Below are 24,463 nucleotides of genomic sequence, written 5' to 3'. Positions count from 1 at the left end.
ACCATAATCAAAATATTGATGAGGCAGAAAAGTATCATATACCTCTTTGCTTAACTTTATTTATGGTATTTTAATAGTTTCCCCACAATTGTTATTAATTATTATGAAATAAAAATCACTTGAGAAGTAAAGGATAATCCCCAATAAGGCACAAATACTCAAATAATTAATTAATATGTGTGATTAGACGATTATTAAAGGTGTTCTTTGCACTAGCTCCCAGAATTATAGCTTATAGAGAATTTAGGCAGAGAATCTTGAAGGAAAAACCAATTAACGAGCAAGAAATGGCTGAAGAGGCTAAGAAGTTGGTTGACACTTTAATCGATTTAGGTCCAACATTTATTAAGTTTGGTCAGATCTTATCCGTAAGACCAGACCTTATGCCGGAAATTTACATAAAGGAATTAGCCAGATTGCAAGATGAAGTACCTCCGGCACCTTATGATCAAGTGAAGGATGTAATTAGAGAGGACTTAGGAGATGATGTCAAGATTATAAAAGAGATCTCATCTGCTTCTTTAGGCCAAGTCTATCTAGGAGAATATAATGGAAAACTTGTCGCAATAAAGGTAAATAGACCGAGAATACGAGATATTGTAAGTGAAGATTTACAAGTAATGAAAAAATTACTGCCTCTTCTTAGGTTTGTATTTGATGAATCTTTCCTTGAAATAATAAAGATCTTTATTGATGAATTCTCTAAAAGAATTTTTGAGGAAATGGACTATACGAAAGAGGCATTCTATTTAAATAAAATTAAAGAGGAGCTAGCAGATTATCCTTCTTTAAAGATCCCATCGGTTATAAAAGCAACAAAAAGGGTACTGGTAATGGAGTATATAAAGGGATATAAGGTAACCAGTGACGAAGCTAAAAAAGTTGTAGATGAAAAAATACTTGCATATAGGGTATTTAGGCTATTCATGTACATGCTCTTAAGTAAGGATTACTTTCATGCAGATCCTCATCCAGGGAATATAGCTGTCGATGATGAGGGAAATTTAGTTCTTTATGATTTCGGAATGTCTGGGAAAATAGATGAGAAAACAAGAAGTCTACTGATTAGAGCTTATGTGGCAATGGTCAGAATGGATGCTGACCTACTAGTTAGGGTGCTAGACGAGTTAGGTGCAATACAACCTTTCGCAGATAGAAGAGTATTGGCTAAGGGCTTAAAACTGTTCATGCAATCAATGCAAGGTATAGAGGTTAGTGAGCTTGAATTACAAGATTTTATGAAACTAGCAGATCAAGTTTTCTTTAAGTTCCCATTAAGGATGCCTCAAAAATTGGTTCTACCTTTTAGGATGATTAATGTCTTAGACGGTACTTGTAGAGAAATTGACAACAACTTTGACTTTGTTAAATCCTCAATAGCATTTCTGGAAGAGGAAGGATATACTACAAAAGTCGCCATGGAACAAGCTAGAGAAATCATAGATGGAATCTGGAATAGGTTTAGGAGTTTTTTGTTATCTTACTCACAGCCACAAGAAATAATAGCTATTTCAAATAATACCAGGAGAAGCGCTTCAATAATTGACTATCTACCACAAATAATACTAGTAGCAACAATAGCACTTTATATCATAACTAAAGATGTTGTAGTCACCTTATTATTGATACTACTCGCATTATCTCTTATGTTTACTAGCAATAATAGAAGATGATGAGAAACAAGAAAAATTTACATCTTTAATATTAATTGTTATTCTACTTTAACCGAAACAGCGCCTTCTATGGGTATCCTTATTGTCAAAACTCCGTTCTCGTACTTAGCTGTGATTTGTGAATCTTTTCTAACTTTTACAGGTAAGTGGATCACCTTGTGAATCCTTAATGGTCTTTGGACAGTATATTTAGTCCCAATATACTGTAGCTCCCTTTCCGCATTAATTATTAAGTCGTTTTGTGAGGTTATTCTCACATTTATTTTATCTTTATTGAAACCGGCCAAATCGGCTATTACTATTAATTCCCCACCTTCCTCATACATATCTACGGGCGGAATAATTGTTTCATAAAATTCTCTAGTAAGCTCATTTACTTTCCTACCTATCTCCCTTATTATAACATCCATCATCTATGATCACCTTCTTCTCCTCCATGCCCATATGAATTTAAGTAACCTATATAGCATATACCATCTTAGAATTCTTCTCATATATCTTTCTTTCTCATAATGTAATATAAATGTTTCCTTATAGTACTTGAAAAATACTAACGCGTAGTGAGTCTAATGCCAAAAACAAGATTTGACTAGGTTACATTACATTCATTATGGTATCATAATAAGCTATTTCAAAGTCATCCTGCCCTATTCTAGTGATTTTCATTAATTCTTTTGATTTGAGATATAAGATCACAAGTCAGTAAAAATTTCTAGAATATAGGAAAATCTTAATTAATTTAATCAAAGACGATTATTTTCCTATAGGATTATCTTTCTGAGCATCTCAAGACGAGAGTTAAAAACGCAATTTAAAGTAATAATTTAGCCTTTTCCATATCTCGCATGTTCAAGAAATATTATTGCCATTATAAGTTACTCAGTTAGTATGGCTCGGGCTCATCACTGATCAAACCGAACCCTTATCAGCATCTGACTACTGACATCCAATGATATTATTCCCCTAAGAGAGTTTATAAGCTTGTAGTTAAAGTAAGAGGAGAGTCAATATTACAAACGCTGCAGCTATTGTTACTAACGTAGTACCAATTACATATAGATCATTCCTTATCCTAGGAAATAGATTAAAATACGCTAACCCTACATAAGTAGCACCAAAGAGTGCCATAACTAATGCTATGGCAAAGAAAGAAATTTTAACAAACAATATTGCAGGTATCATATAATATCATATTCTTTATTCTTCAATTTGGTATATATATTTTATGATCATGAAAGTGATTGCTAGTATTACGGAATTAATATATTAGTAGTACATTACTAAATTCATTTCAGAACTAACTAAAACATTTAAAAGCTGAGCCCAAAAACAAAATTAATGAAATGGAAAATATTTATCATAACTCTTTTAATTATATCTTTATTTCCACTAATGATATTAAACTCTAATGAAGCTGAACCTCTACCATTATCTCCATTACAACCAAGTGATTTGCAGGTAAACTTCTATGATGAACAACTGTTTATGATGCTAAATCTCTATCCTACTACCACGAGTCTTGTAGCATATGTTAACGTAGTAGCACAAGCAAGCAATTCAGGCTATGGGCCTGCATATCTATTAAACGCAATAACTAATAATTGCTGGTGGTATCAAGTTGGTGTGGCCTATAATTGGCCTTATACGAACGGTTCCTTTAATCCTGGTTTTCATATGATCTACATGGTATGGAATAGCAGTGGAGATCCAGTTATAGGACCAGTTTTACTCAACTTTAACGGCCCCGTTAATAGCGGAGATCAAGTAACCTTAAAAATCTATTTATCAAATGGAAATATTGTCCTTTGTGCACATGATGATTATACAAGAGCTGAGGCTAGTGTATCTATTAATGCTAATGGTGCATCTAGTATAGTTACTAGCCTCAATTTACGTCATGGCTACATTACCGGATTAATGACAGAATGGTATCATCTTAGACCATATTACGGCGGAGAGACTGGCGTGATATATAGATTACAGTATTTTGCTAGTAGTTTCACTTTAGGTATAAATGAATTTGCTACTTCCTCCACTGAGTCACAAGTATCGGCATTCAGAACAGTAGAATATAACGTTCAAAATAACTATACATTCTATAACTTATCCTATATAGGTGCCTTCGAGGCATCTAATGGTTACTACTTCGTAACTGGTGATCTTTACCCAATCTTTTTAAATTACAAAATAATTGGAGGAAACTTCAGTGTACCCATAAACGCAACATATCTCTACTATGGTTATAAGGATACTACTACACTACCTTCACTAATCTTCGTTGACGCTAATAGTAACATAGATTTACCCACACTTGTTCAAAAAGGATTAAGTAGGATTATATCTCTCAATAATACTCCGGTTGAAGCAACTAGATCTGGCAATTTAACATTATATTATCAATTACAATATTATCTTAACGTTAACATCCCAGTAAATGCAAGCATTAATGGTGTTTTTACAACGCTAACTAGTGGTTGGTATAACGCATCTGTTAAAATAACCGTCAGCCCATTTACTTACTACAAAAATGATTCTAGAATAATGGTTTCTTCTTACCCGACAAATCAATTCGTGTTAAACGGGCCAATAAATCTCACTATAAAATATATTTTACAATACTATATCCAAGTTAACTCACCAACAGTAGTATTTGGTGAAATAAATGGAACTAATTCCTCAATATCTAGTGGGTGGTATACTCAAAGTACACTAATCCAAATCTATAATATAACTTTTTATGAGAATAATGAAACTAGGACCGTTATAGTGAAAATACTACCTTCAAATAGAATATTCGTAAACGCATCTTACGTAATATATGTCGAGGAAGTCATACAGTACTACATAACTGTAAAATCACCAATACCAATTTACGCACTAATAAACGGAACCAATCAAACATTGGTTAGTAACTGGTACAACAAAGGAACAACAATCTACATAGAAAATACAACATTCTATGGGCCCAATAATGAATTCAGATGTATAATAGGTTATACTTCACCTTCCAATAATATAACAGTAGAAGAACCACTAACGATAGTTATTGGAGTTGTAAGACAATATCCAGTTCATGTAAAATCACCAATACCAATTTACGCACTAATAAACGGAACCAATGAGACGTTACCGAAATTCTCCTGGATTAATAATGGAACGCGAATACAAGTTGAAAATATTACATATTATTTAAATAAAACTTATCGATTGCTTATTAAAAACATTCTGCCTTATCCTATCTTTATAGTAAATCACCCAATTAATATGACGATAATAACTGTGCCTCAATATTATCTAAATGTAGACAGTAACTATCCAGTTTATATCTGCCTTAATGGCATAAATACCACTTTAAATAGTGGATGGTATAATAACTGGACTAAGATACAGCTATATAGAATATGGTATCTAAGTCAAGTGGAAAGACAATACTTGATAAACGTATACATTAATGGAAGAGCAATTAATTACACACAATTAATTATAGATGAGCCAATCTCGCTAAAGATAATTTATGTAATACAATATTATATAAACATTACCTCAAATATACCAATTCAAGCAATAGTGAATAATACACTGATTACATTTACCCCGGGTTGGTACGCTAAGGGTACGCCAATATTATTCGTAAACAATACGTATTATGCCTCAAATACTGTCAGATATATCACATTAGCTATTACGCCAATGAACTTCACGGTTAATAGAAGCGTAGTTGTAAAAGTCGTGACTCTAAAAGAGTACCTGGTAACGATAAATATGCCAATACCTATCACAATCAATAACAAGACGATAAATACAAGTGAAATATGGATTACTGCCGGAGAAGTTATAATGATACCAAAATACATTAACATTTCTAATAACGAGCAATTATTCTATAATACTACCTCATACACAATAAACGTTACTAAGCCTCTAAACGTTAGTGTAAATGCAATAAGAGAGTATCTGGTAACGATAAATGGAATCTCAGAATGGCTTCCAACTGGTACAATATTAACGTTAACTCAATCAGTACCCATTTATGAGCAAGGAAAATGGATCGGAACTTACAATTTAAGTAACGGTGGAGCGATTACTGTAAATGAGCCAATAACAGAAATTTTTGTTGAAAATATTAATGGTCTATTTGTGGGTGGCATAGTTTTAATAGTAGCTATAATTATTTTAATAGTCCTTTATTTAATGATAAGGAAATCTAAACCAAAATTCTAAAACTATCTTATTTTTCTAAATGATATAATGCTCATTACCATAAATGATACTAGGGAAAAAATTAATGAATAGATCAAATTGGTGAAAAACAATAAAAGAGCTGTAATTCCTATAAAAGAGTTTATCTCTATTTCCCTTACTATTAATGATATGGGATCCGCTATTCTTAAGCCTTTACCCTTAATCACGTTATTATACGATATGAATAAACTTAATTCCACGCTAGCTATTGTAGCTGGTAACATAATTAAGCCTAGGATTTCATGGTTAAAAAACGAGAAAATAAGCAGATCAATTATGTAGATTATGAGCACTACTATAAGTTTAGATGTATAAGAACTTCTTAAACCAGAAGGAAGGGACAATAATATTTGCATACCTGATGCCTCTAATAATATGAGCATCATAGAGGATGTGGCTATCATAAAGATTGTGTAAAAGACAGCATAGACTGGGGCGAAAAATGAAAATATCAGTGCAAATACGGGGATTGTTAAAAGAAAGCTTGCTTGTGGAACTCTGAGAAGTCCTTTAATATCTTTAAAAAGAAATGTCACTAATGGAGACTGAAGCCTTATAACATATCTCGTTGCACGTTTTGAGGTGCTTCTGAAATATACGAACTTCGAAGTCTGATTAAAGGCGAAGAATATGGAAAGAATAGTATATAATAACGACAGTGAAATGCCATACATATTAATGAAACCAAAAGGATATATTGGTAAGACGTAAATAGGAAGGCTAAAGCTCCTAAAGGTAAAACCGTAGGGTAATAATATAAATACTATCCATATTAATGATGTGCCTACCCTAAATAACGCGGAAGAAATCCCTAATCTTATTCTCCTACCTAGTAAGAGTACTAAAGCGAAGGAGAATGAGAAGAAAAAGATTATCTCCAACTCTGCCATAAGGGCTTGTATTAATGATGAGGTAATAATATAAGTGGAAATAGGCGCAATTATTATGGAAACTAAAAATCCGTAGTAGAAAAACTCTAATATACCTCTAATGATTGCCATATTTACCTCATTCTCACTTAGAGGAAGTGAAAGTAAGAAAGTTTTCAAGTCATAATTTATTACAAAGAATACAACATTCAATCCTGTAGTGAAAATGTTAGCCAATATTATCAAATCAAGAAATATAAAGGAAATAGGTGCGTTCTTTGTAATCAATGAGACTGAAGCTGAAACTAAAGTTGCTATCGTATAAGCTATTATGTTACTTATTTTGATTGTTGTTGCATTTCTTCTAATTTTACTTATCGCGTCAGCCCTAGGAGATATGCCAAACGACCTACTTGTATACATCAAATAGATAATCTGCTTATACACTATATCATGTATCTTTTTTGAAGAGTTCATTCTAACCCCTTTAATATGTCTTTAACTTCTTCATCTAGTCCAGTAACGGATAAGAAAATATCTTCAAGAGACCTACCCGCTTCCCTTATATTATCTGAAGAAGTCTCCATGACCATAACTCCCCTATTTATAATTCCTATCCTATTGCATATTTTCTCTGCAACCTCCATTATATGAGTGGAAAATAAGACCCCGCCTCCATTTTTAACGTGAGCTTGAATTAACTCTTTTAAGACTTTAACTGATAAGACATCAAGAGCATTAAAGGGTTCGTCAAGAATAAGTAATTTAGGTTCATGGACTAATGACAACAATATGGAAACTTTTTGTTTATTACCCATTGATAATGATGCAATTGGAGTATTCATAAGTTGTTCTAAAGAAAATGCTCTAATTAACGCGAATATTCTGTTTAAGTCTCTCACACCTCTTAAACTCGCTACAAAACTTATAATCTCAGCTGGCGTCATATATTCATAAAGGGATGGTTGTTCGGGAACATAACCAACGTAATTTTTTACGGCTTTTTCCTTATTGCTCATTCCTAATATTTCTATTTCTCCATCAAAAGGAACCATGTTCATTATAGCTTTTAATGTACTACTCTTTCCCGCTCCATTAGGGCCTAAGAGACAGTAAACTTCAGCATTTACATAAAAATTCAGCGAGTTCACTGCAATGAAAGACCCATATCTCACTGTAAGGTCTCTTACTTTCAATAACATTATAATAATTATTACGTTGTAGGTGTTATTAAACCTTACAATGTAACGAATAATTAAAGATTCATTAATTAAATCTTGATAGCAACTTATTTATCTTATCCTCTAATCTCTTTATTCTCCTTTCATGGGGATCATCATCTTCATAAAAACCAAATAAACCCCTCATCTTCATGAATATAACATCACCTAATCTTTCTATCTTAGGTTCATATTCATTTTTAGTAATTTTATATAGTCCTTGAACCTTTTCATTGCCTATTGGAACTACCATGATTCCATTTTCTTTAAGTTGGTCGTATATTTTACAAGGTATAGTAGGTGAGGCAGCCCATATTATTGCCCTATCGTATGGTGACTCTTTTTCATACCCCAAACTTCCATCACCCTTAATTAATTTAATTTTAGTATATCTGGAAAGCAAGAGGCTTTTTGCATATTCAAACATCGTATCGTCAATTTCTACAGAGACGACATTACTATCTCCAACTATTTCAGCAATTAACGCAGTGTAATAGCCTATTCCAGTTCCGATCTCAAGAACTTTTTGGTTTTCTTGCAAATCAAGAACATCAAGCATATATATGCCTAGGCTTAACGCAGTAGTTGTAATGTTAGGTGTGACAAAAAATGGTTTATCGATATAATTAGGATCATATGCGTATTTTTTCAACAATTGAGGTAAAAAGTCCTCTCTATTAACCTTCATAAACGCACTTACTAATTTGGGATTTTTTATGGATTTTACTATATTCTCTTTCACACTCATACTTATTAACTATTTATAAAGTATTATTATAAAAGATGATGAAAGGCCTGCAACCAATTTAACATGAGGAAGTCGTCGCGGCACTGAAAATTTTTAAATAGAGGCGATTGATATTTTCTACTATGGAAAATAGTGAAAAATTATGGAATTCAATATTAGATATTTACTCTTCAATTCTCAAACATCCATTTATTACTGAATTAGTAGAAGGAACACTAAGTAGAGATAAATTCAAATATTATATAGTACAAGATTATTTATATCTAAGGGAATTCTCCAAAGCATTAGCAATATTATCAGCCAAAGCTGAAAATGAAGATCACGCATTGCTATTTGCCTCACATATACAAGATGCCATAAATGTAGAAAAGATGTTACATAAATTCTACATAAAGGAATTCAATTTAAATCTTGAAAATTATGAAATGAGCCCCACAAATTTAGCCTATACTTCTTATTTAATTGCGGTAGCTTATTCTAGACCTTTTTCTGAGGTAATTTCAGCAGTATTACCTTGTTATTGGATATATATGGAGGTTGGAAAGGAATTGCTTAAAAAGGGATCTAAAGATAGATACTATCAAAAATGGATAGAAACCTATGGTGGTGAAGAATACGAAAAAGGAGTCAGAGCAGTTATAAATATTGTTAATAGCCTAAAGTTAAGTGAAGATGACTTAGAAAAAATGAAAATGCATTTCAGAACAGCATCAGTCTACGAGTATTTATTTTGGGATTCCGCATACAGACTGGAGAGATTTCCTTTTCCTATAGAAAAGAATAAAGGAGTATAACTAACTTATTACTTTTTATGGATAAAATACTTCTTCACGTAGGTCCAACTACAATTAAGGAAGACGTATTGATTGCTGGACTTGAAAACAATATAGGTTTCACATCTAAGGAATTTGTGGAAGCGTTTTCTTACGTATTAAAGGGACTAAGATACGTAATGGGAGTGAGTAAGAATTATCAACCATTTATAATACCAGGCGGAGGAACATCCGCTATGGAGAGTATCACATCATTACTTAAACCTGGAGATAAAGTACTGATAGTGTCTAATGGCGTTTTTGGAGATAGATGGGAACAAATTTTTAAGAGATATCCCGTTAACGTAAAGGTATTGAGACCTTCCCCGGGATATTATGTTAAGCCAGAAGAAGTAGAAGAAGCAGTTAGGAAAGAAAATTATAAGTTAGTAACTCTTACTCATGTAGAAACTAGTACTGGTGTCAGAGAACCAATAAAAGACGTAGTAAATAATATACGAAAGTACGTAGAGTTAATAGTTGTGGACGGTGTATCTAGCGTAGGTGCAGAGGAAGTTAAAGCTGAGGACTGGAATGTAGATGTATATTTGTCTGCAAGTCAAAAAGCACTTGGTGCTCCAGCTGGATTAGGCTTATTAGTTCTATCACCTAAAGCGATAGCAACATTAGAATCTCAAGATTCAATTGCAGGCTATTATCTAAACTTAAAGAATTGGCTACCCGTAATGAGGTCCATGGAAGAAGGAAAGGCTGCCTATTTTGCTACTCCCCCAGTTCATGTAATCTTACAGTTAGCTGAAGCATTAAAACTTATAGAAAAAGAAGGTATAGAAAATAGAGTAAAAAGGCATTCAGTAGTAGCAGGTGCAATTAGAGCCGGACTAGAAGCTTTAGGATTAGAGATAGTAGCTAGAAAACCAGAATCTTATAGCAATACGGTTACCGGTGTAGTGCTAAAAGTAGCTGAACCACAGAAAGTTCTCTCTGAAACAGTAAATGAAGGTGTAGAATTTGCACCCGGTGTGCATCCAGCGTTCAAATACTTTAGGATTGGACACATGGGCTGGGTTACTCCGAACGATGCAGTAGTAGCTATTAGCGTAATTGAAAGAGTCTTAAGAAAGTTAGGCGAACCTATTAAATTTGGAGAAGGCGTAAAAGCAGTTCAAGAATCTTTATCCTCAGCCCGCTGAAAGTATATCATCAAATCTAACTCCCCGAAAATATCATCATTCTCGGTTTTTAAGATAATACCTAACAATATTATAAATATGACTAGCAGTAATAATGTGACATTTGATGACATATTACAGTATGAGCTTATCAAGAGGACGTATCATAATATACTAATGAAGCTTGATTCTAAGAATATGAGGACATTAAAGCAGGGGTTAAAGGAACTACTTAATTTCGTAAGGAGGATAAAAGATTACATACTGGATAAAAACTTGAAGAGGATACTCCAGTATCAACAGAAACTAGCCAAAAGATTACTCTTTCTAATAAACATAAGATTCCTAATATTCTTTATATATAAAATGATAATTAACAATTTGATTGTAAAGCTTTATGAATCCATTAAGACTATAATACAAGAGATAAATGAAATTATCAGATATTAAGGAGAGATTCCTTAAGGCACTCTTCTATTATTTTTGCATCATATTCTGGAATAGGTCTCTTAAGATTGGCTGGGGCGTTCCTAAGATATTTAGCAATTTGACCTTTGTCTTCAATAAATCTGATCTTATCTAAAATTTTTCTCATATCACACTCTCCAATTACAACCGGCTCAACTTTCACTCTGTAAATATATATCCCCCTATTCCTTACAGTCTCTTCTGGATAAATTGGTGTAGGATCTTCATACCAATTTGATAGAACCTTTACAATACCAACTATCTTTCCTCCATATCTTTTTGCATAATACTTACTAACATATATTATGATATAATCTCCCTCTTTTATAAACTCCTCTAAACTTTCCTTATATCCATATACTCCCTTATCTCTAATTACATCCCACATGTCTTCTTGGATTGGTACTAACCAGTAGGTCACAGAATGCTATATTATTTTAAGAATATAAGATTAATCTAACCGCTTATTACACAGCATTCTACTTTTACTTCCCCTATGATAATACTAAGGACAAAGTATTTTTAGGTAAAGCTGTATACATTCTATGTAATGAGCAAGGTGGAACTTATAGCGTATATTGCAATTTCCTTATCAATTATAGGAATTATCTTAAGCGTAGCAGTAATTATTATATCAATCAGAAACCACTAGCAAACTAGAGAAAGCGAAGGCATTCCATGCTGGACTTGATTTTAATTAATTCTTATCCCTAAAATCATTTGGTATAATTTTAGTTAGTAATTAAATTATTGAAATTTTAAAGATTATCTGATACGATTGAATCTTAAATTCTAGAAAAGTTATAAATATGCCGGAAACAGAAAATATTGTTATACGGTCAGTAAGAATGATAGGTTGTAAAGAGATATCTTGTGTTAAAGAGACTCTAAACAAAATTCTCAACAAATATAATATTGAGGAAAAAGTAGAGGAAATAGTATTGGAAAGAATAGATAAGTTAGCAATCTATGACAATAACAAGATAATTGTCAACGTATTAAAATACGATGAGATCTCAAATGAAGTCGCAGGAGAAAGTGAGATCGTTTCATCATTTCTTCTTTTACTTTCCTTATACTCCTTAGTTGGAATTAAAAGAACAGAGGAGATTGTGAGAAATGAGTACGGGAGAGAGTCACCAATATATAAATTATATGAAATATTATTCTAATAGAATAAAAGAATTTACTAAGCTTGCTTATAATAAGGAAATAGAATTGAATTTTAAATATTACTCGGATTTTGACGGAAGGAGATTAACAAAATTAAATGGGAAAACGTTGTTGATCAACACAATACGAGTGGAGGGATTATGCAAAGAAATACAAGAATGCATACTAATTTCCGCATCGATATACCTTTATATTTATTTAACATTACTCGGTTTTACTGAAAATGATATAAAAAGCATTTGCAGAAGTAATTTCCCCGAGCTTTACATTAATCTAGTAAAAATCTTAAAGACTAAATCTAAGACATCGCCTTTAATGCATTTATAATGAAATCCTCAACCACTTTTTCTGGCTCTTTGGCTTTCATGACCGCACTAGCAACACCAATTCCTTGTGCACCTAATTTAATAGCCTTATATACGTCTTCGCCACTCGTAATACCAGCGCCAGCTATTAGATACACTCCATTTGTTTTTCTTATCTCATCTACTGCCCTAGTTATCACCTCTGGTTTAGCTTTAGAAACTGAGATCCCAGTTCCTATCAATTCTGGAGGTTCTATCAAGATTGCATTAGGTCTTAGCAAACTAAAAGGATAAACTAGTTCATATCTATCTACGCATAGAATGCTCTCTAAATTTAGTGCCTTTAATCTTTTTATTATATCGTCTATTTCGTCGGCTCTCAGACGTTTTTCGCTATGGTTTATGAGAGTCCCTTTAGCTCCAGCGTCCTTTATCATCTCTGGCAATACAGCACCAGTATGAGCGCCTAGGGGTACCGCATCTACATGCTGAGCGTAAATCGGCAAATCAACTTCATTTGAAATTCTATATATCATCGTAGCAGGAACTGATAGAATAATTTCAACTGAATACTCCTTACTTAATTTCTCTATCTTTTTACTTAACTCTAGTGCACTATTGCCGAAGGAATTTTCATATGCTTTAAAATTTATTATAATAATAGGAGGTTTCACACTAGAATATATTATAGGGAAGTAAAAATGTATTGCGGGATCGACCTAGCCGTAAAAAGAAAAACTGCAGTAGCTACCCTTATTGGAAATGAAGTGAAAATCGCAGAGCTATCAACTAATGAAGAAATAATAGAAACTTGTAAGAATGCCAAAGTTGTTGCGATAGATTCTCCACTTTCTCACTCTACCGGTTTTAGAAACGTGGATAAGGAGATGATAAAAAAAGGATTAAAAGTACTTCCTCCATCGTTTATGAAGGAATTAGTAGAAAGAGCTATTCAACTAAGCAAGGTACTAAATAAGGTGATAGAAACACATCCCACATCTTCAATGAAAATAATAAAAATGAATTGGAGAGAATTACATGAAGTTAAAGATTACGTAGATGCTGCTGTATGTGCGATGGTTGCAATGGCATATGAATTGGGATATGCTGAGGAAATAAGAGCAGATGATGGGACAATTTATTTGTTGTCAGAGAAATTCCCTTATAGGCTAGAAAAGAAAAGTTATTATGAATTTTATCTAAAAGGGCCTAAATGAGGTAACACAATACCTAATAGCCCAAGGATGAATAGTATGATGAAAGTTACTATTATCGCTAATATTGCTATGCCCAGAGCTTGCAACCAACCGGTACTGAATATTACCTTATAGACTCCTAGGAAAGCTATAAAGCCTATAATAACACCGATTATTGGAGATATGAGAGAAAATAATCCAGTAAAAATTGTATAAACTATAATTCCAATTAATGTGGCTAACATTGCCCTAGCAAAAGTTGTGGTTCTTGGTGTGACTATCTTTGCTGCAAACCAGGTTGGTATTGAGACTATAATCCATGTTATTATGAACGCTATAATAAAAGCTACTGCACCTAATATATAAGGCATATTATAATGCTTTTGGGAAAAAATAAAAAGAGTTATCTCTTATCAATCGTAACATATTCTCTGTGTTCTGGTCCTACATATAAAGCTCTTGGTCTGATTAACCTGTGTTGCTCCTCTACGTACTCTATTATGTGTGCTAACCAACCTAGTGTTCTAGACAATGCAAATAATGCGGTGAACATGTAGACCGGAAATCCAAGAGCGTAAAACACTATCCCAGAATAGAAATCAGTATTGGGATAGATTCCCTTACTGGAGAACTGCTTAATTCCTAAGTCCTCAAGCCTCTGAGCTATTTCAAAATACTTCTTAGCTTCAGTATTTCTGCTCATTAGCGTTGAGGCTAGGTTCTTGAATATTTTCGCTCTGGGATCATATGTCTTATAAACCCTATGTCCAAAACCCATGAGCCTATTTTTCTGGCTTACTATTTTCTCATTAAACCATTTTTCTACGTTATTTACATCACCTATTTCCAAAAACTGTTTAAAAGCCTCTTCGGCTGCACCACCATGCAATGGACCTTTTAATGCGGCTAGTGCAGCAGTAAGCGAAGAATACATGTCAGATAAAGTTGAAGCTGCAACTAATGCGGCAGTAGTAGATGCTGGGACTTCGTGATCGGTATAAAGAATTAAAGCTTTATCCATGGCGTTTATCTCCTCTGCAGTGGGTTCTCTAGTAAAACTGGCTAAAAGGAAGCTTTTAGCATAACTATCAGAAGGTTCTGGAATTCTAGGTTTGTTACCCTCTTTTCTTCTAAATACATTAGCCACTAATGTTGACATTTTGGCAATTATACTTATGGCCTTTTCCTTATCATTCTCCTTCCATTTAAAATTCTTGTCGATTGATGCTAAGGCTGAAGTTCCAACTTCCAAAAGACCTATTGCATCAGCATCTCTTGGCATTAAATATATAGCATCTAAAACTTCTTGAGGTACATCATACTCTTCATTAAGCTTCTCCTTTAATTGATTTAACTCACTCCTTGTGGGCAGTTTTCCATATAACATTAGATATATTGTCTCTTCATAACTCCCATATTGTACAAGATCATTAATATCGTAACCTCTATATCTTAATATACCTTTCTCACCGTCTATAAAGGTTAAACTAGTGACCTTAATTATTACATTTTCTAAACCTTTACTAACTACGCTCATTAATCTGTCCCTCCTTCCCAAGTAGTTTCGGACTTAATAAGAAAATCTAAAACATGTTTCTCATTTACGATATCTTTTATAGAGACAACTCCTACTAACTTACCCTCATTATCTACAACTAAAATATGCCTAATGTTATTTTTTACCATTTTTTCAGCTATTTCTCCGATAGGAGAATTGGGCTTAACTGTTATAAGCTTCCCATAGGTTCCTAAGCTCTCTACACTATCATTCAGATCTTTACCACAGGCTACGGCACGAACTAGATCCCTCTCAGTAAATATGCCTACTGGGTAACCATTTTCATTCACAATTACTACTGAACCTATGTTGTTACGATACATAATCTTGACGGCTTCAATAGCCTTAGTCCCGGCTTTGACAGTTATCGGTGCTCTCTTAATTAGGTTTTCAGAAGTTATTGCCATAATTTAAATTTCATATGTAAAAATTTAAAGCTTTCTAAGGAGCTTTATACTACCCAATTCCTTATCTAATCTCTCATAGAAGAAGTAATCTATAATCTCATATTGCTCTTGTCTAGTGATCATTTTATCAAGTAAATTAACTTGCGTACCCTCTTTTAATAATACCTCTAATGCCTCTCTCATAGCTTTAGCAGCAACTCTGAATATTGTTACTGGAAATATCACGTATCTGTAACCCATTTCCTTAAACTCTTGAGCCTTAATATAAGGTGTTTTTCCAAACTCAGTCATATTAGCTAGCAGTGGAGCTTTGACTTCTTTAGCAAATTTAGCGAATTCTTCCTTACTTGTTAATGCCTCTGGAAATATTATATCTGCGCCCTCCTCTAAGTAGATCTTAGCTCTCTCTATTGCGTCATCTAAACTAATTACGCCACGAGAATCTACTCTAGCAATTATTAGCGCGTTTCTTCTAGCCTTTAAGGCAGCCTTTATTTTTTGAACCATCTCTAAAGGTTCAACGACCTCTTTACCTTCTAGATGACCACACTTCTTTGGCATTCTTTGATCTTCTATTTGAATTGCATCAGCACCGGCTTTTTCGAGAACTCTTACAGTTCTATAAACATTTATTGCCTCTCCAAAACCAGTATCTGCATCAACTATGATTGGAATATCTACGACTTCCTTTATCCTCCTTATCATTTCGGCTACTTCATCTAATGTTATTAATCCTATATCTGGCAAACCATAGGATGAGGTAAGAGCAGCCCCAGAAAGATAAACTGCCTTAAATCCTACCTTTTTAGCTAATATTGCGGTAAAGGGATTAAAAACCCCGGGGATTATTAAAAAGTCAGATTCCTTTAACACTTGAGACAATTTCTTTCACCTTTAATTCTTCCATCTTCCACAAAATATTTAACTCTTCCCTTTTACCTCCTAATTTCAAGTATTTTTCTTCTACTTCTTCATCAGTCATGGGATTATTATAGTAACCTCTAGGACTTCTTACCTCAATCTCTTCTTTACCCTTACTGGTATATACTATTACCTTAACGGGTAATTCCCTAGGATAAACGCTAGTATATTTTTCATTTTCGTTAACTGTAATCTTTTTCATCAGATTCCTTATCTTCTCATTAAAAATGGCCTCTGATGTATAGGCATCTAACCAGAAATCCTTATTGACTAACGTATAAGCGAGAATGTAAGGCAGACTGTGGTCTGCAGTTTCTTTATTGGTGGGATTCCATTTTTCTTCATCAGCAATTATGGTTTTAGCAGCCTCATAAGTTTCCACCTCAACCTTAACTATATCATTAACATTTACGGTTAAGCTTCTGCCAGCCTCTACTACAGCCTCAGCATGATATTCAACTGGATATTTCTTTAAACTAGTTTTAAGTATTCCATTAGTATCTAAGTGATCAAATACTGAGTATTCAAAATCTTTCGCTATAACATTTATAAATCCTAATTTACCTGAGAAAGGCTTTGAAGGACCAGTCAAACCAAATTTAGATAAAAGCGATGCGAAAACGGCTTTTCTAGAAGCGTCTGCTGCAGCACCAGCTTTCCACATCGATAATTCTCCTGATCTAGTTTCTCTCAGAGCGATATTTGGTACTAAAGTCAATGAGATAGCGTTTATTGTAGTTTTTTCGTCAAAACTTAGCATTTTAGCTAAGCCAGCTGCAGCACCTACTTGTAGGAATGTTACATGATCGAAACCTTTCTTTCTAAGTGAAGTAGAGTCACACAATTTTGTACCTACCTCATAGCCTACTACTATACCTTCTATCACATCTTTTCCTTTAAGATCAAACAGCGACCCCAGAGATAAGAAAGCACCTATCATATCACTTGGGTGTAATGGTTCTTTTGACAAGTAAGTGTCATTAAAATCTAGATATCTTATTAAAAATGTATTATAAAATGCGGCAAAATCGGGCGTAGCACTCCCACCAAAGAGCAGTGGTACTTCACCTTGGAAAAACTTTACCACACTCTTGTTAACTAGGTGAGGTGGAGAATTTAACGCGCCTCGTGCTACTGCAATTGAATCAATTACTCTTCTTTTTGCTTCATGAATAACGCTTTCACTCAAGCTTTCATAATTAACAGAGTTCACAAACTCAGCTATCTTTTCCGCTATTTCCATAAAGAGTAGAAGGAGAAAGGAATAAAAAACTAAACTGTTATTAACCTTGAAAAAGCTTAATATACTTTAGAACGCACATTTATACTTGTGATAGAATGTTAAAAGTAGCTTTTATTGGAGTGGGAAAAATAGGACAGACAATAGCTTATTCAGTAATTTTTGATGGTTTAGCTAAAGAAGCAATATTATACGATATTATACCAGAATTACCAGAGAAATTTGAACACGAATTAAGGCACGCAATAGCAACCAGGGGGTTAGATACCGAAGTAATTGGCACTAATTCATTAGATGATGTAAATAACGCTGATGTAATTCTCATCATGGCTGGGAAACCAAGAAAACCGGGAATGAGTAGAAGAGATTTGTTTGTGGATAATGCTAAAATACAGATAGATTTAGCTCAAAAACTTCCTCCTAGAAATCCAGGTGCAATATACATTATGGTTGCAAATCCAGTAGATATGATGGCTTCCGTGTTTATGAGGTTTTCCAAGCAATTTACTATCAGTACTGGAGACCAGGTGGAGACAATGAGGCTAAGATCATTTATAGCTAAGAAGCTTAAAGTCCCAGTAAATAAGGTAAGTGGCTACGTTGCAGGAGAACACGGAGAGGATGCAGTAGTATTATGGAGTACAGTAAAAGTGAATGGAAAGCCATTTGATGAAGTAGCTAAAGGATTAAGTAAGGAAGAAGTTGAAAATTACGTTAAATCAATACCAGGAGAAATAATAAGGGTAATGGGAGGAACAACTTGGGGTCCTGCTACAATAATAAAGGATATTGTGAGAGCAATAGCTCTAAATGAAGGGAGAGTAATGAGCATTGCTACGCCTAGAACTTATCAAGGCGAGATAGTACATATTAGTGTCCCAACTGTAGTAGGTGCAGAGATAGGACCATCTCTAGAGCCGGTATTGCCACAAGCTGATAAGGAGAGGTTAAATAAAGCTGTTGAAGACTTCTACAAGGTTTATAAGGAGAATCTAGATCACTTACTACAAACGATTAAACAATAAGCTATGAGATAATGTTGCAATTACCATAAGTTTTTTTATTTATTGATTCTTTTTCATTCTCGATGAGAGTAATTATTTTAGGTGCTGATGGCTACTTAGGATGGCCTTTGGCGTTAAGATTAGCTAAAAGAGGACATGAAGTCATAGGAGTGGATAATCTATATACTAGAAATGCAGTAAGAGAAGTAGGGTCAGATTCCGCTTTCCCATTACCAGATCCAGAAGAAAGAATAGCAGCGGCTAGAAAATTGCTCGATGTTAATATAACTTTTTATAGAGCAGATGTAAAGGATTTCGATAAATTACACGAAATCATACAAAGGCATAAGCCAGATGCGATAGTGCACTTCGCTGAACAGAGATCAGCTCCTTATTCAATGATTGACGTAAATCACGCTAATTATACATTTATAAATAACATCACTAGTACAATAAACCTTATTTATTCAATAATTAAAGTAGATCCTACCATACATATACTAAAAATGGGTACAATGGGAGAATATGGAACACCTAATTATGATATACTTGAAGCTCCTTTCGTTGAAGTTGAAATAAATGGTAAGCGTGATAAAATACCATTTCCCAAATGGGCTAGCAGTTGGTACCATTGGAGCAAGGTTTACGATAGTTACAATCTTCTGTGGGCTAATAAAGTATGGAATTTAACTATTACCGATATAATGCAAGGGCCGGTATACGGTACTAGATCTGAAGAAATAATAGATGAGAAGTTAAGAACTAGATTTGACTTTGATGAAGTATGGGGTACGGTAGTAAATAGATATTGCGTTGAGGCCGTATTAGGTCTTCCGTTAACACCATATGGAAAAGGAGGACAGACAAGAGGTTTTATCTCATTAGAAGATAGTATGCAAGCATTAACCCTCTTGTTAGAGCATCCGCCTAATCAAGGAGAGTACAGAGTAGTTAATCAAATTCATGAAGTATATAGCGTAGCCCAAATTGCTAGCATGGTTAAAGAAGTAGGGGAATCCCTAGGTTTAAAAATAGATATACAGCATGTTAATAACCCCAGAGTGGAAAAGGAAGAGCATTACTATAACGTTGAAACTAAGATATTGCCATCGCTGGGATTTAGACCTAAAAAGAGAATGAAAGAGGAAATCAGAAATATAATACAAGATCTGATTCCATATAAGAGTAGGTTAGAGAATTTTAAGCATGTAATCTTGCCTAAGACTGATTGGAGAAAAGGAAGAAGTTAAAGTATTATTATAACTTAAATTTTACATTCTTTTGATCGAGTTTTTTACATAAAGTTATTTAAACCATAAGAGTGTAAGTAGCATGTTGGAAGGTAGTCTTAAAAAGAAATTAGGCTACTTTGTGAGATACAATGATGTTGAATACGAAATACTTACTCAACATTTCTTCTTAGAGTTAAGAATGCCTAGCAATGGAAAACTAGGTCAAGTTCTTCATGAATACCTACAGAAATATCTAATAGATGGGGTCAATAAGATTGAGGAAAAATACTTACCATTTTATTCTAATTTAACTAAAGCAGTCGAGCTGATTTCCGAAATAGTTGGAGATAAGGAATTGCGTTATTGTGATAAAAGGGTTGAGAAGATAGGCACTATCAGATTAATTGGACAAGCGGATATTTGTTCAAATGATTTTGTAATAGAAATAAAAAGTAAGCCTACTTTTAAAAAGATCGACTTGATGCAAGCGTTAATTTATACGTATTTATATGAGAGAGATGTGATACTCTTCATGTATGGAGTTTACACTGGAGAATATATGGTGATAAAAGTACCTTTTAATGAGAAAAACATAAATTCCTTATTCGAGGGTATCAAAAAGATAAGTGAAAAAGAAGAAATTTTGTGAAAACTTTTAAAACAGTATTGTAAGAAAAGGATATAAAACATAAATGAGATAGGTTATTATGGACTCCGTGGATAAGGGAATATTAAAAATACTCTTAAAGGATGCAAGAACTCCACAAAGGAGAATAGCGATGATGTTGGGAATTTCTCCACCTGCAGTGAGCTATAGAATGGAAAAATTATTTGGAGATGTGATTAAAAGATTCACCCTCTATGTAAATCCAAATTTCTTAGGTAGATACCATGCTTATGTCGCATTCAGTAATTTGAATGAGTGGGATGGAGACTACATAGCTAAAATAGAATGTTTAGAAGATGTAAATATTTATGAAATTGACGCTAAAAACAGAATTGAAATTGAGGAAAAAGTGAATAAAATGAGCGAGAAACTAGGAGAACCCAAGATGTTATATATTCCTAGCCAGATGCCTTATAGTCCCTCAAAATTTGATATGAAAATAATAAGTATACTTAAAGAAAAACCTCTCATAAAACCAATAGAACTTGCAGAAGAGTTAGGTGTTTCTTCGAAGACAATTAGGAGACATTTACGCTATTTGTACAGTAAGAGGTTCATCAGATTAATTCCAATAATAGACTTAAATAAAGCTGAAATTTCAATTTTCGCAATATTTACATCTAAGGTTGAAGATGCTAGAAAATTCTTTTCAAAATATACTTTCACTGAGATAGAAGATGAAAAAGCTGGGATATTTGTCAATGTAGTAGATAGCATAGATGAGGCAAAAGATCTTTCATTAAAGTTCAAGAGAGAATATGACAAGGATGCGGAAATAATGATAACTACAAAATATGAATTCATATAATGAAGAGAATTTTAAAAAATAAAGTATTTTAGCTTGTCTATCTATAATAATTGAATCTCCTTTCACGCTTTGTTCTAGCGTTCCTGTTCCTTAATGCTTTGAATTCCTTAATTCTAGTTAACGCTTCTGTTACATTGGTAACACCTTTTAGCATTTCGGCTAAGCCCTTTTCGCCAATGTAATTTAACCAACTTACTATGTGTCCCTCCTTAAGATGCCATTCCACACAAGCAGGGTCCACTTTACTTAATCTTTCAATTTCCTTCTCAAGTTCATTAACGTCGTGAGCTATACCTATTGTCTTGTCATATGATTTGAAGTAAAATGGTTCCATAATATGAGGCTCCATAAGAAAGATTTAAAAAGACTATTGCCAATATGATGATTAGAATTTTACTAAATAATTAGTATCAAAATTTGAATCATGAATGACTTGAGAAAAACTTTTTAAAATTCTCGTAATTAGCGATAATTATGGAAATATCTTTTACTTTGAGTGGAGATTTGGAAAATCCTATGATAGAGTTAGGTGGAAAAATTTCTAGAGCCAAAAATCTTTATCAAGAAAGTCCACTAATGGCGTTTCTTGTATCAATACCGCACTGTATAGCAAATATGACAGATAACATAGCCAAGAAGGAAGGAATACCACTAGCTTCTTGTAAAATAATAGCTAGATATGTACTGGATGAAAAAGCAATTATGTTTGGAAATTACATATTTAAGAAAATAATCATCGAGGTACATAGTAAGGGATGTAGTGAAGACGAATTAAAGGAATTAATTGAAAAGGTGAAAAGAGAGTGCCCAATATATCTAAGTTTTAGAGATAAAATAGAAATTGAAGGAAAGACCTTGTATTGAAATTAAACTTTTAGATGATTTTTATATCTGATTTACCCTCTCCATACTCGAAATCAGACCATTGCTTAAACAGATCCCCTTTACCCTTTATGACTAAGTTGTGACCGGGATTTTTGGCAGGATGTAATACTATCTCAATAAGCCTTCCCTCACGATCTATAGTTAATCTCAAATTTTCTTTATATTCTAACCTTTTATTACTAAAGGCTAATCCATTAACTCCAATAATTTCATCACCTTGTATTATACCAGCTAGATCAGCAGGCGAATTGTCTTCAACAAAGGTTACTTTCTTCCCATCCATTATCATACCATAATAGGGAGTATCTTTGTCTATAAAGGTTATCTCAAAGTACTTTGACAGCCTGTCAAATATGGGTGGGTTTCTTGAAAATACTAACTCATCTAGATTTTTAACTCCAAGCTTCTCAGCTACTTGCCTCACATTATCATAAGTGTACTCTTTTATCTTATATAACTCCTTAAATAAATCATAAATTGAATTACCATTTTCAATCATTTCTAGATCCATAATAAGACCAATAACCATACCGAGTTGATAATAAGATACACTAACATTAGCAAAATTGTTATCCCTTCTATAATATTTTATCCATGTTGTATAGGAAGACTCCGCTAGACTCATTCTTCTTATTCCAGGGAATGTAAGCCAAGCAAGGACATTAGCTATGTAATTTAAAGTGTTCTCTACAGTTGTAACTTTAGTTCTTAACGGGACTACTAAACTTATATAATCAGTAAGTCCTTCTACTACCCAAAGCAATTCTGTATATGTTTCACTTTCATAATTTATCTTTAAATCTTTAGGCTTAATTTTCTTCCCATTATATCTATGAAAATATTCATGAACAAATAACGAAATAAGATCCTTATAGTCCCATGACGTTACAATAGAAGATGACTTCTCATGTTCTATGCCTCCAAAATTAGAGTCCGACCTCTTGAAGAAAAATATATATTCTTCTGAGGTAGAGTTCATGAAAATATTTCTATTAATTTCTTTGAGACATTTGCCTAAAGAGTTTACAAATGATTCATCTAGGTCATCAATGGTGGAAATCTTATGGTAGCTGTCGATTTCAATAAGCTTTAACTTAGGTGAGGCTTGAATAGGAGAATCTGCAAACTCATTATAATTTTCCGAACAAAACCAATCTCCAACTCTTTTTAATGTGGTATGAACTATCCAATTCGTGTTAATTCTAACACAATACTCCTCTTCTATTTCGTGAAATGGGAATACCGCAGGTGGATTAATGAAAAGATAATCGTTAGTAGCAATAGCTTCTCTTGGATCTCTACTCATAGCTTGAACTAAATAACGGAATTTATCCTTAACGTAAAATCTATTCTTTCCTACCCTGATCCCTTCTATTTCTATAATATTTCTTTCAAGCTCCCTAATTATGTAAGAGCCGGGAACCCACGTAGGAAAAGTAATTATTCCCTCAATTCCTTCCGCAAAGACTTCCAAATACCTATTTTTTGGATTTACATAAAATTTCATAATACAAACTCTTAAGACATCAAGACAAAAAAAGATTTATGGTGGTTTAACATCTATACAAGCTACTGGACATACATTAACACATGCCATACAAAATATACATGCTTGCTCATTTACTGGGTCAGCTTTCTTCTCTGAAGCCGGATGCCCTGGAGTATCAAACCATTGAAAGACATTAACTGGACATGCATTTATACATGAACCATCAGCGATACATAGATCGAAGTCAACTCCTACTATCGTACCGTGTATACCTAATTTCCCTGGTGGCTCTACTGGTCCATATATCTTATGTCCAGAATGATCCCCAACAACTGGTCTACTTGTCCTATAGTTTGGATCTATACCCATTTTCTCACCACTATTCATTTGTGCTTTACTACTAATTTAAACTG

The 24,463-nt window shown here is 33.5% G+C and carries 27 protein-coding genes; 12 read left to right on the top strand and 15 right to left on the bottom strand.

The genetic code is table 11. The annotated features are described in order from the left end of the window. The first annotated feature begins 179 nt into the window (after positions 1-179). A complete protein-coding gene (locus V6M85_RS05915) occupies positions 180-1,673 on the top strand; it encodes an AarF/ABC1/UbiB kinase family protein (RefSeq protein WP_338604210.1) in 1,494 nt (497 codons plus the stop codon). A gap of 38 nt (positions 1,674-1,711) precedes the next feature. On the opposite strand, the gene hsp14 is transcribed toward V6M85_RS05915, so the two are convergent. Beyond that, positions 1,712-2,086 (bottom strand): archaeal heat shock protein Hsp14, encoded by a 375-nt coding sequence (gene hsp14, locus V6M85_RS05910; protein ID WP_338604207.1) that lies wholly within the window; start codon positions 2,084-2,086, stop codon positions 1,712-1,714. A gap of 574 nt (positions 2,087-2,660) precedes the next feature. Then, positions 2,661-2,855, bottom strand: a complete 195-nt coding sequence (locus V6M85_RS05905) for a hypothetical protein (protein ID WP_338604204.1) — start codon at positions 2,853-2,855, stop codon at positions 2,661-2,663. A 156-nt stretch (positions 2,856-3,011) separates the two neighbouring features. Between V6M85_RS05905 and V6M85_RS05900 the strand changes: the two genes are divergently transcribed. Then, positions 3,012-5,894: a hypothetical protein gene (locus V6M85_RS05900; RefSeq protein ID WP_338604202.1), complete on the top strand. Its 2,883-nt coding sequence runs from the start codon at positions 3,012-3,014 to the stop codon at positions 5,892-5,894. A 2-nt stretch (positions 5,895-5,896) separates the two neighbouring features. Here the strand turns inward: V6M85_RS05900 and V6M85_RS05895 are convergent, their stop codons facing one another. The 3 genes from V6M85_RS05895 to V6M85_RS05885 all read right to left on the bottom strand — a co-directional run bounded on the left by V6M85_RS05895 (position 5,897) and on the right by V6M85_RS05885 (position 8,752). Beyond that, entirely contained in the window at positions 5,897-7,261 is a 1,365-nt protein-coding gene (locus tag V6M85_RS05895) for a permease (protein ID WP_338604199.1), read from the bottom strand. After that, positions 7,258-7,986 carry an ABC transporter ATP-binding protein gene (locus V6M85_RS05890; protein WP_338604196.1) on the bottom strand — a complete coding sequence of 243 codons (729 nt, stop codon included), beginning with the start codon at positions 7,984-7,986 and terminating at the stop codon, positions 7,258-7,260. The genes V6M85_RS05895 and V6M85_RS05890 overlap by 4 nt, the downstream gene beginning before the upstream one ends. A 64-nt stretch (positions 7,987-8,050) precedes the next feature. Further along, a complete protein-coding gene (locus V6M85_RS05885; protein ID WP_338604194.1) occupies positions 8,051-8,752 on the bottom strand; it encodes a protein-L-isoaspartate O-methyltransferase in 702 nt (233 codons plus the stop codon). Between the two features lie 122 nt (positions 8,753-8,874). On the opposite strand from V6M85_RS05885, the gene tenA reads away from it, so the two are divergent. From tenA to V6M85_RS05870, 3 genes are all read left to right on the top strand, one after another. Beyond that, positions 8,875-9,546, top strand: a complete 672-nt coding sequence (gene tenA, locus V6M85_RS05880; RefSeq protein ID WP_338604191.1) for a thiaminase II — start codon at positions 8,875-8,877, stop codon at positions 9,544-9,546. 17 nt (positions 9,547-9,563) lie between these two features. Next, a complete protein-coding gene (locus V6M85_RS05875; protein ID WP_338604188.1) occupies positions 9,564-10,718 on the top strand; it encodes an alanine--glyoxylate aminotransferase family protein in 1,155 nt (384 codons plus the stop codon). A 78-nt stretch (positions 10,719-10,796) separates the two neighbouring features. Next, positions 10,797-11,147, top strand: coding sequence for a hypothetical protein (locus V6M85_RS05870; RefSeq protein WP_338604186.1), 351 nt, complete (start codon positions 10,797-10,799; stop codon positions 11,145-11,147). Here the strand turns inward: V6M85_RS05870 and V6M85_RS05865 are convergent. After that, positions 11,137-11,586, bottom strand: coding sequence for an EVE domain-containing protein (locus V6M85_RS05865; protein ID WP_338604184.1), 450 nt, complete (start codon positions 11,584-11,586; stop codon positions 11,137-11,139). The genes V6M85_RS05870 and V6M85_RS05865 overlap by 11 nt on opposite strands. 427 nt (positions 11,587-12,013) lie before the next feature. Between V6M85_RS05865 and V6M85_RS05860 the strand changes: the two genes are divergently transcribed. Continuing rightward, complete coding sequence (locus V6M85_RS05860; RefSeq protein ID WP_338604643.1) at positions 12,014-12,337, top strand: hypothetical protein; 324 nt, start codon at positions 12,014-12,016, stop codon at positions 12,335-12,337. Positions 12,338-12,636: 299 nt separating this feature from the next. Here V6M85_RS05860 and tpiA read toward each other — a convergent pair whose 3' ends face one another. After that, entirely contained in the window at positions 12,637-13,317 is a 681-nt protein-coding gene (gene tpiA / locus V6M85_RS05855; protein ID WP_338604182.1) for a triose-phosphate isomerase, read from the bottom strand. Positions 13,318-13,344: 27 nt separating this feature from the next. On the opposite strand from tpiA, the gene V6M85_RS05850 reads away from it, so the two are divergent. Beyond that, complete coding sequence (locus tag V6M85_RS05850; RefSeq protein WP_338604180.1) at positions 13,345-13,860, top strand: DUF429 domain-containing protein; 516 nt, start codon at positions 13,345-13,347, stop codon at positions 13,858-13,860. Here the strand turns inward: V6M85_RS05850 and V6M85_RS05845 are convergent. From V6M85_RS05845 to V6M85_RS05825, 5 genes are read right to left on the bottom strand one after another with little or no spacing between them, the layout of a single operon-like run. Then, a complete protein-coding gene (locus V6M85_RS05845; RefSeq protein ID WP_338604178.1) occupies positions 13,839-14,210 on the bottom strand; it encodes a hypothetical protein in 372 nt (123 codons plus the stop codon). The genes V6M85_RS05850 and V6M85_RS05845 overlap by 22 nt on opposite strands. A 32-nt stretch (positions 14,211-14,242) precedes the next feature. Next, the gene (gene gltA / locus V6M85_RS05840; protein WP_338604175.1) at positions 14,243-15,376 is read right to left on the bottom strand and encodes a citrate synthase; all 1,134 of its coding nucleotides are present in this window, start codon (positions 15,374-15,376) and stop codon (positions 14,243-14,245) included. Then, on the bottom strand, positions 15,376-15,804 hold the full coding sequence (locus tag V6M85_RS05835) for a CBS domain-containing protein (RefSeq protein WP_338604173.1): 429 nt from the start codon (positions 15,802-15,804) through the stop codon (positions 15,376-15,378). Before V6M85_RS05835 ends, gltA begins: the two co-directional genes overlap by 1 nt. Positions 15,805-15,828: 24 nt before the next feature. Beyond that, entirely contained in the window at positions 15,829-16,686 is an 858-nt protein-coding gene (prpB, locus tag V6M85_RS05830; RefSeq protein WP_338604171.1) for a methylisocitrate lyase, read from the bottom strand. Then, positions 16,661-17,968 (bottom strand): MmgE/PrpD family protein, encoded by a 1,308-nt coding sequence (locus tag V6M85_RS05825; protein ID WP_338604169.1) that lies wholly within the window; start codon positions 17,966-17,968, stop codon positions 16,661-16,663. The genes prpB and V6M85_RS05825 overlap by 26 nt, the downstream gene beginning before the upstream one ends. Positions 17,969-18,063: 95 nt before the next feature. On the opposite strand from V6M85_RS05825, the gene V6M85_RS05820 reads away from it, so the two are divergent. The 4 genes from V6M85_RS05820 (at position 18,064) to V6M85_RS05805 (ending at position 21,676) form a co-directional block, all read left to right on the top strand. Continuing rightward, complete coding sequence (locus tag V6M85_RS05820; RefSeq protein WP_338604167.1) at positions 18,064-18,990, top strand: lactate/malate dehydrogenase family protein; 927 nt, start codon at positions 18,064-18,066, stop codon at positions 18,988-18,990. A 62-nt stretch (positions 18,991-19,052) separates the two neighbouring features. Next, positions 19,053-20,219 (top strand): UDP-sulfoquinovose synthase, encoded by a 1,167-nt coding sequence (agl3, locus tag V6M85_RS05815; protein ID WP_338604164.1) that lies wholly within the window; start codon positions 19,053-19,055, stop codon positions 20,217-20,219. A gap of 82 nt (positions 20,220-20,301) precedes the next feature. Further along, the gene (locus V6M85_RS05810) at positions 20,302-20,850 is read left to right on the top strand and encodes a hypothetical protein (RefSeq protein WP_338604161.1); all 549 of its coding nucleotides are present in this window, start codon (positions 20,302-20,304) and stop codon (positions 20,848-20,850) included. 58 nt (positions 20,851-20,908) lie between these two features. Further along, entirely contained in the window at positions 20,909-21,676 is a 768-nt protein-coding gene (locus tag V6M85_RS05805) for a winged helix-turn-helix transcriptional regulator (RefSeq protein WP_338604158.1), read from the top strand. 37 nt (positions 21,677-21,713) lie between these two features. On the opposite strand, the gene V6M85_RS05800 is transcribed toward V6M85_RS05805, so the two are convergent. Next, a complete protein-coding gene (locus V6M85_RS05800) occupies positions 21,714-22,010 on the bottom strand; it encodes a hypothetical protein (RefSeq protein ID WP_338604156.1) in 297 nt (98 codons plus the stop codon). Between the two features lie 140 nt (positions 22,011-22,150). On the opposite strand from V6M85_RS05800, the gene V6M85_RS05795 reads away from it, so the two are divergent. Continuing rightward, positions 22,151-22,540 carry an OsmC family protein gene (locus tag V6M85_RS05795; protein ID WP_338604154.1) on the top strand — a complete coding sequence of 130 codons (390 nt, stop codon included), beginning with the start codon at positions 22,151-22,153 and terminating at the stop codon, positions 22,538-22,540. A 10-nt stretch (positions 22,541-22,550) separates the two neighbouring features. Here the strand turns inward: V6M85_RS05795 and V6M85_RS05790 are convergent, their stop codons facing one another. Beyond that, the gene (locus tag V6M85_RS05790; protein WP_338604152.1) at positions 22,551-24,068 is read right to left on the bottom strand and encodes a M61 family peptidase; all 1,518 of its coding nucleotides are present in this window, start codon (positions 24,066-24,068) and stop codon (positions 22,551-22,553) included. A 36-nt stretch (positions 24,069-24,104) separates the two neighbouring features. After that, positions 24,105-24,419: a ferredoxin family protein gene (locus tag V6M85_RS05785; RefSeq protein ID WP_338604150.1), complete on the bottom strand. Its 315-nt coding sequence runs from the start codon at positions 24,417-24,419 to the stop codon at positions 24,105-24,107. Positions 24,420-24,463: the final 44 nt, after the last annotated feature.

It is taken from the genome of Sulfolobus tengchongensis (assembly GCF_036967215.1).
Classification (GTDB): Archaea; Thermoproteota; Thermoprotei_A; order Sulfolobales; family Sulfolobaceae; genus Saccharolobus; species Saccharolobus tengchongensis_A.
Note: the sequence above shows the minus strand (reverse complement) of the source record. Positions and strands in the feature narration are given on the sequence as shown.

Bases quoted from the DNA above. Each gene is read 5' to 3' on its own strand.
- hsp14 (WP_338604207.1), bottom strand. From the start codon at position 2,086: ATGATGGATGTTATAATAAGGGAGATAGGTAGGAAAGTAAATGAGCTT.
- V6M85_RS05905 (WP_338604204.1), bottom strand. From the start codon at position 2,855: ATGATACCTGCAATATTGTTTGTTAAAATTTCTTTCTTTGCCATAGCA.
- V6M85_RS05900 (WP_338604202.1), top strand. From the start codon at position 3,012: ATGAAATGGAAAATATTTATCATAACTCTTTTAATTATATCTTTATTT.
- V6M85_RS05895 (WP_338604199.1), bottom strand. From the start codon at position 7,261: ATGAACTCTTCAAAAAAGATACATGATATAGTGTATAAGCAGATTATC.
- V6M85_RS05890 (WP_338604196.1), bottom strand. From the start codon at position 7,986: ATGTTATTGAAAGTAAGAGACCTTACAGTGAGATATGGGTCTTTCATT.
- V6M85_RS05885 (WP_338604194.1), bottom strand. From the start codon at position 8,752: ATGAGTGTGAAAGAGAATATAGTAAAATCCATAAAAAATCCCAAATTA.
- tenA (WP_338604191.1), top strand. From the start codon at position 8,875: ATGGAAAATAGTGAAAAATTATGGAATTCAATATTAGATATTTACTCT.
- V6M85_RS05875 (WP_338604188.1), top strand. From the start codon at position 9,564: ATGGATAAAATACTTCTTCACGTAGGTCCAACTACAATTAAGGAAGAC.
- V6M85_RS05870 (WP_338604186.1), top strand. From the start codon at position 10,797: ATGACTAGCAGTAATAATGTGACATTTGATGACATATTACAGTATGAG.
- V6M85_RS05860 (WP_338604643.1), top strand. From the start codon at position 12,014: ATGATAGGTTGTAAAGAGATATCTTGTGTTAAAGAGACTCTAAACAAA.
- V6M85_RS05850 (WP_338604180.1), top strand. From the start codon at position 13,345: ATGTATTGCGGGATCGACCTAGCCGTAAAAAGAAAAACTGCAGTAGCT.
- V6M85_RS05845 (WP_338604178.1), bottom strand. From the start codon at position 14,210: ATGCCTTATATATTAGGTGCAGTAGCTTTTATTATAGCGTTCATAATA.
- gltA (WP_338604175.1), bottom strand. From the start codon at position 15,376: ATGAGCGTAGTTAGTAAAGGTTTAGAAAATGTAATAATTAAGGTCACT.
- V6M85_RS05835 (WP_338604173.1), bottom strand. From the start codon at position 15,804: ATGGCAATAACTTCTGAAAACCTAATTAAGAGAGCACCGATAACTGTC.
- V6M85_RS05825 (WP_338604169.1), bottom strand. From the start codon at position 17,968: ATGGAAATAGCGGAAAAGATAGCTGAGTTTGTGAACTCTGTTAATTAT.
- V6M85_RS05820 (WP_338604167.1), top strand. From the start codon at position 18,064: ATGTTAAAAGTAGCTTTTATTGGAGTGGGAAAAATAGGACAGACAATA.
- agl3 (WP_338604164.1), top strand. From the start codon at position 19,053: ATGAGAGTAATTATTTTAGGTGCTGATGGCTACTTAGGATGGCCTTTG.
- V6M85_RS05810 (WP_338604161.1), top strand. From the start codon at position 20,302: ATGTTGGAAGGTAGTCTTAAAAAGAAATTAGGCTACTTTGTGAGATAC.
- V6M85_RS05805 (WP_338604158.1), top strand. From the start codon at position 20,909: ATGGACTCCGTGGATAAGGGAATATTAAAAATACTCTTAAAGGATGCA.
- V6M85_RS05800 (WP_338604156.1), bottom strand. From the start codon at position 22,010: ATGGAACCATTTTACTTCAAATCATATGACAAGACAATAGGTATAGCT.
- V6M85_RS05795 (WP_338604154.1), top strand. From the start codon at position 22,151: ATGGAAATATCTTTTACTTTGAGTGGAGATTTGGAAAATCCTATGATA.
- V6M85_RS05790 (WP_338604152.1), bottom strand. From the start codon at position 24,068: ATGAAATTTTATGTAAATCCAAAAAATAGGTATTTGGAAGTCTTTGCG.
- V6M85_RS05785 (WP_338604150.1), bottom strand. From the start codon at position 24,419: ATGGGTATAGATCCAAACTATAGGACAAGTAGACCAGTTGTTGGGGAT.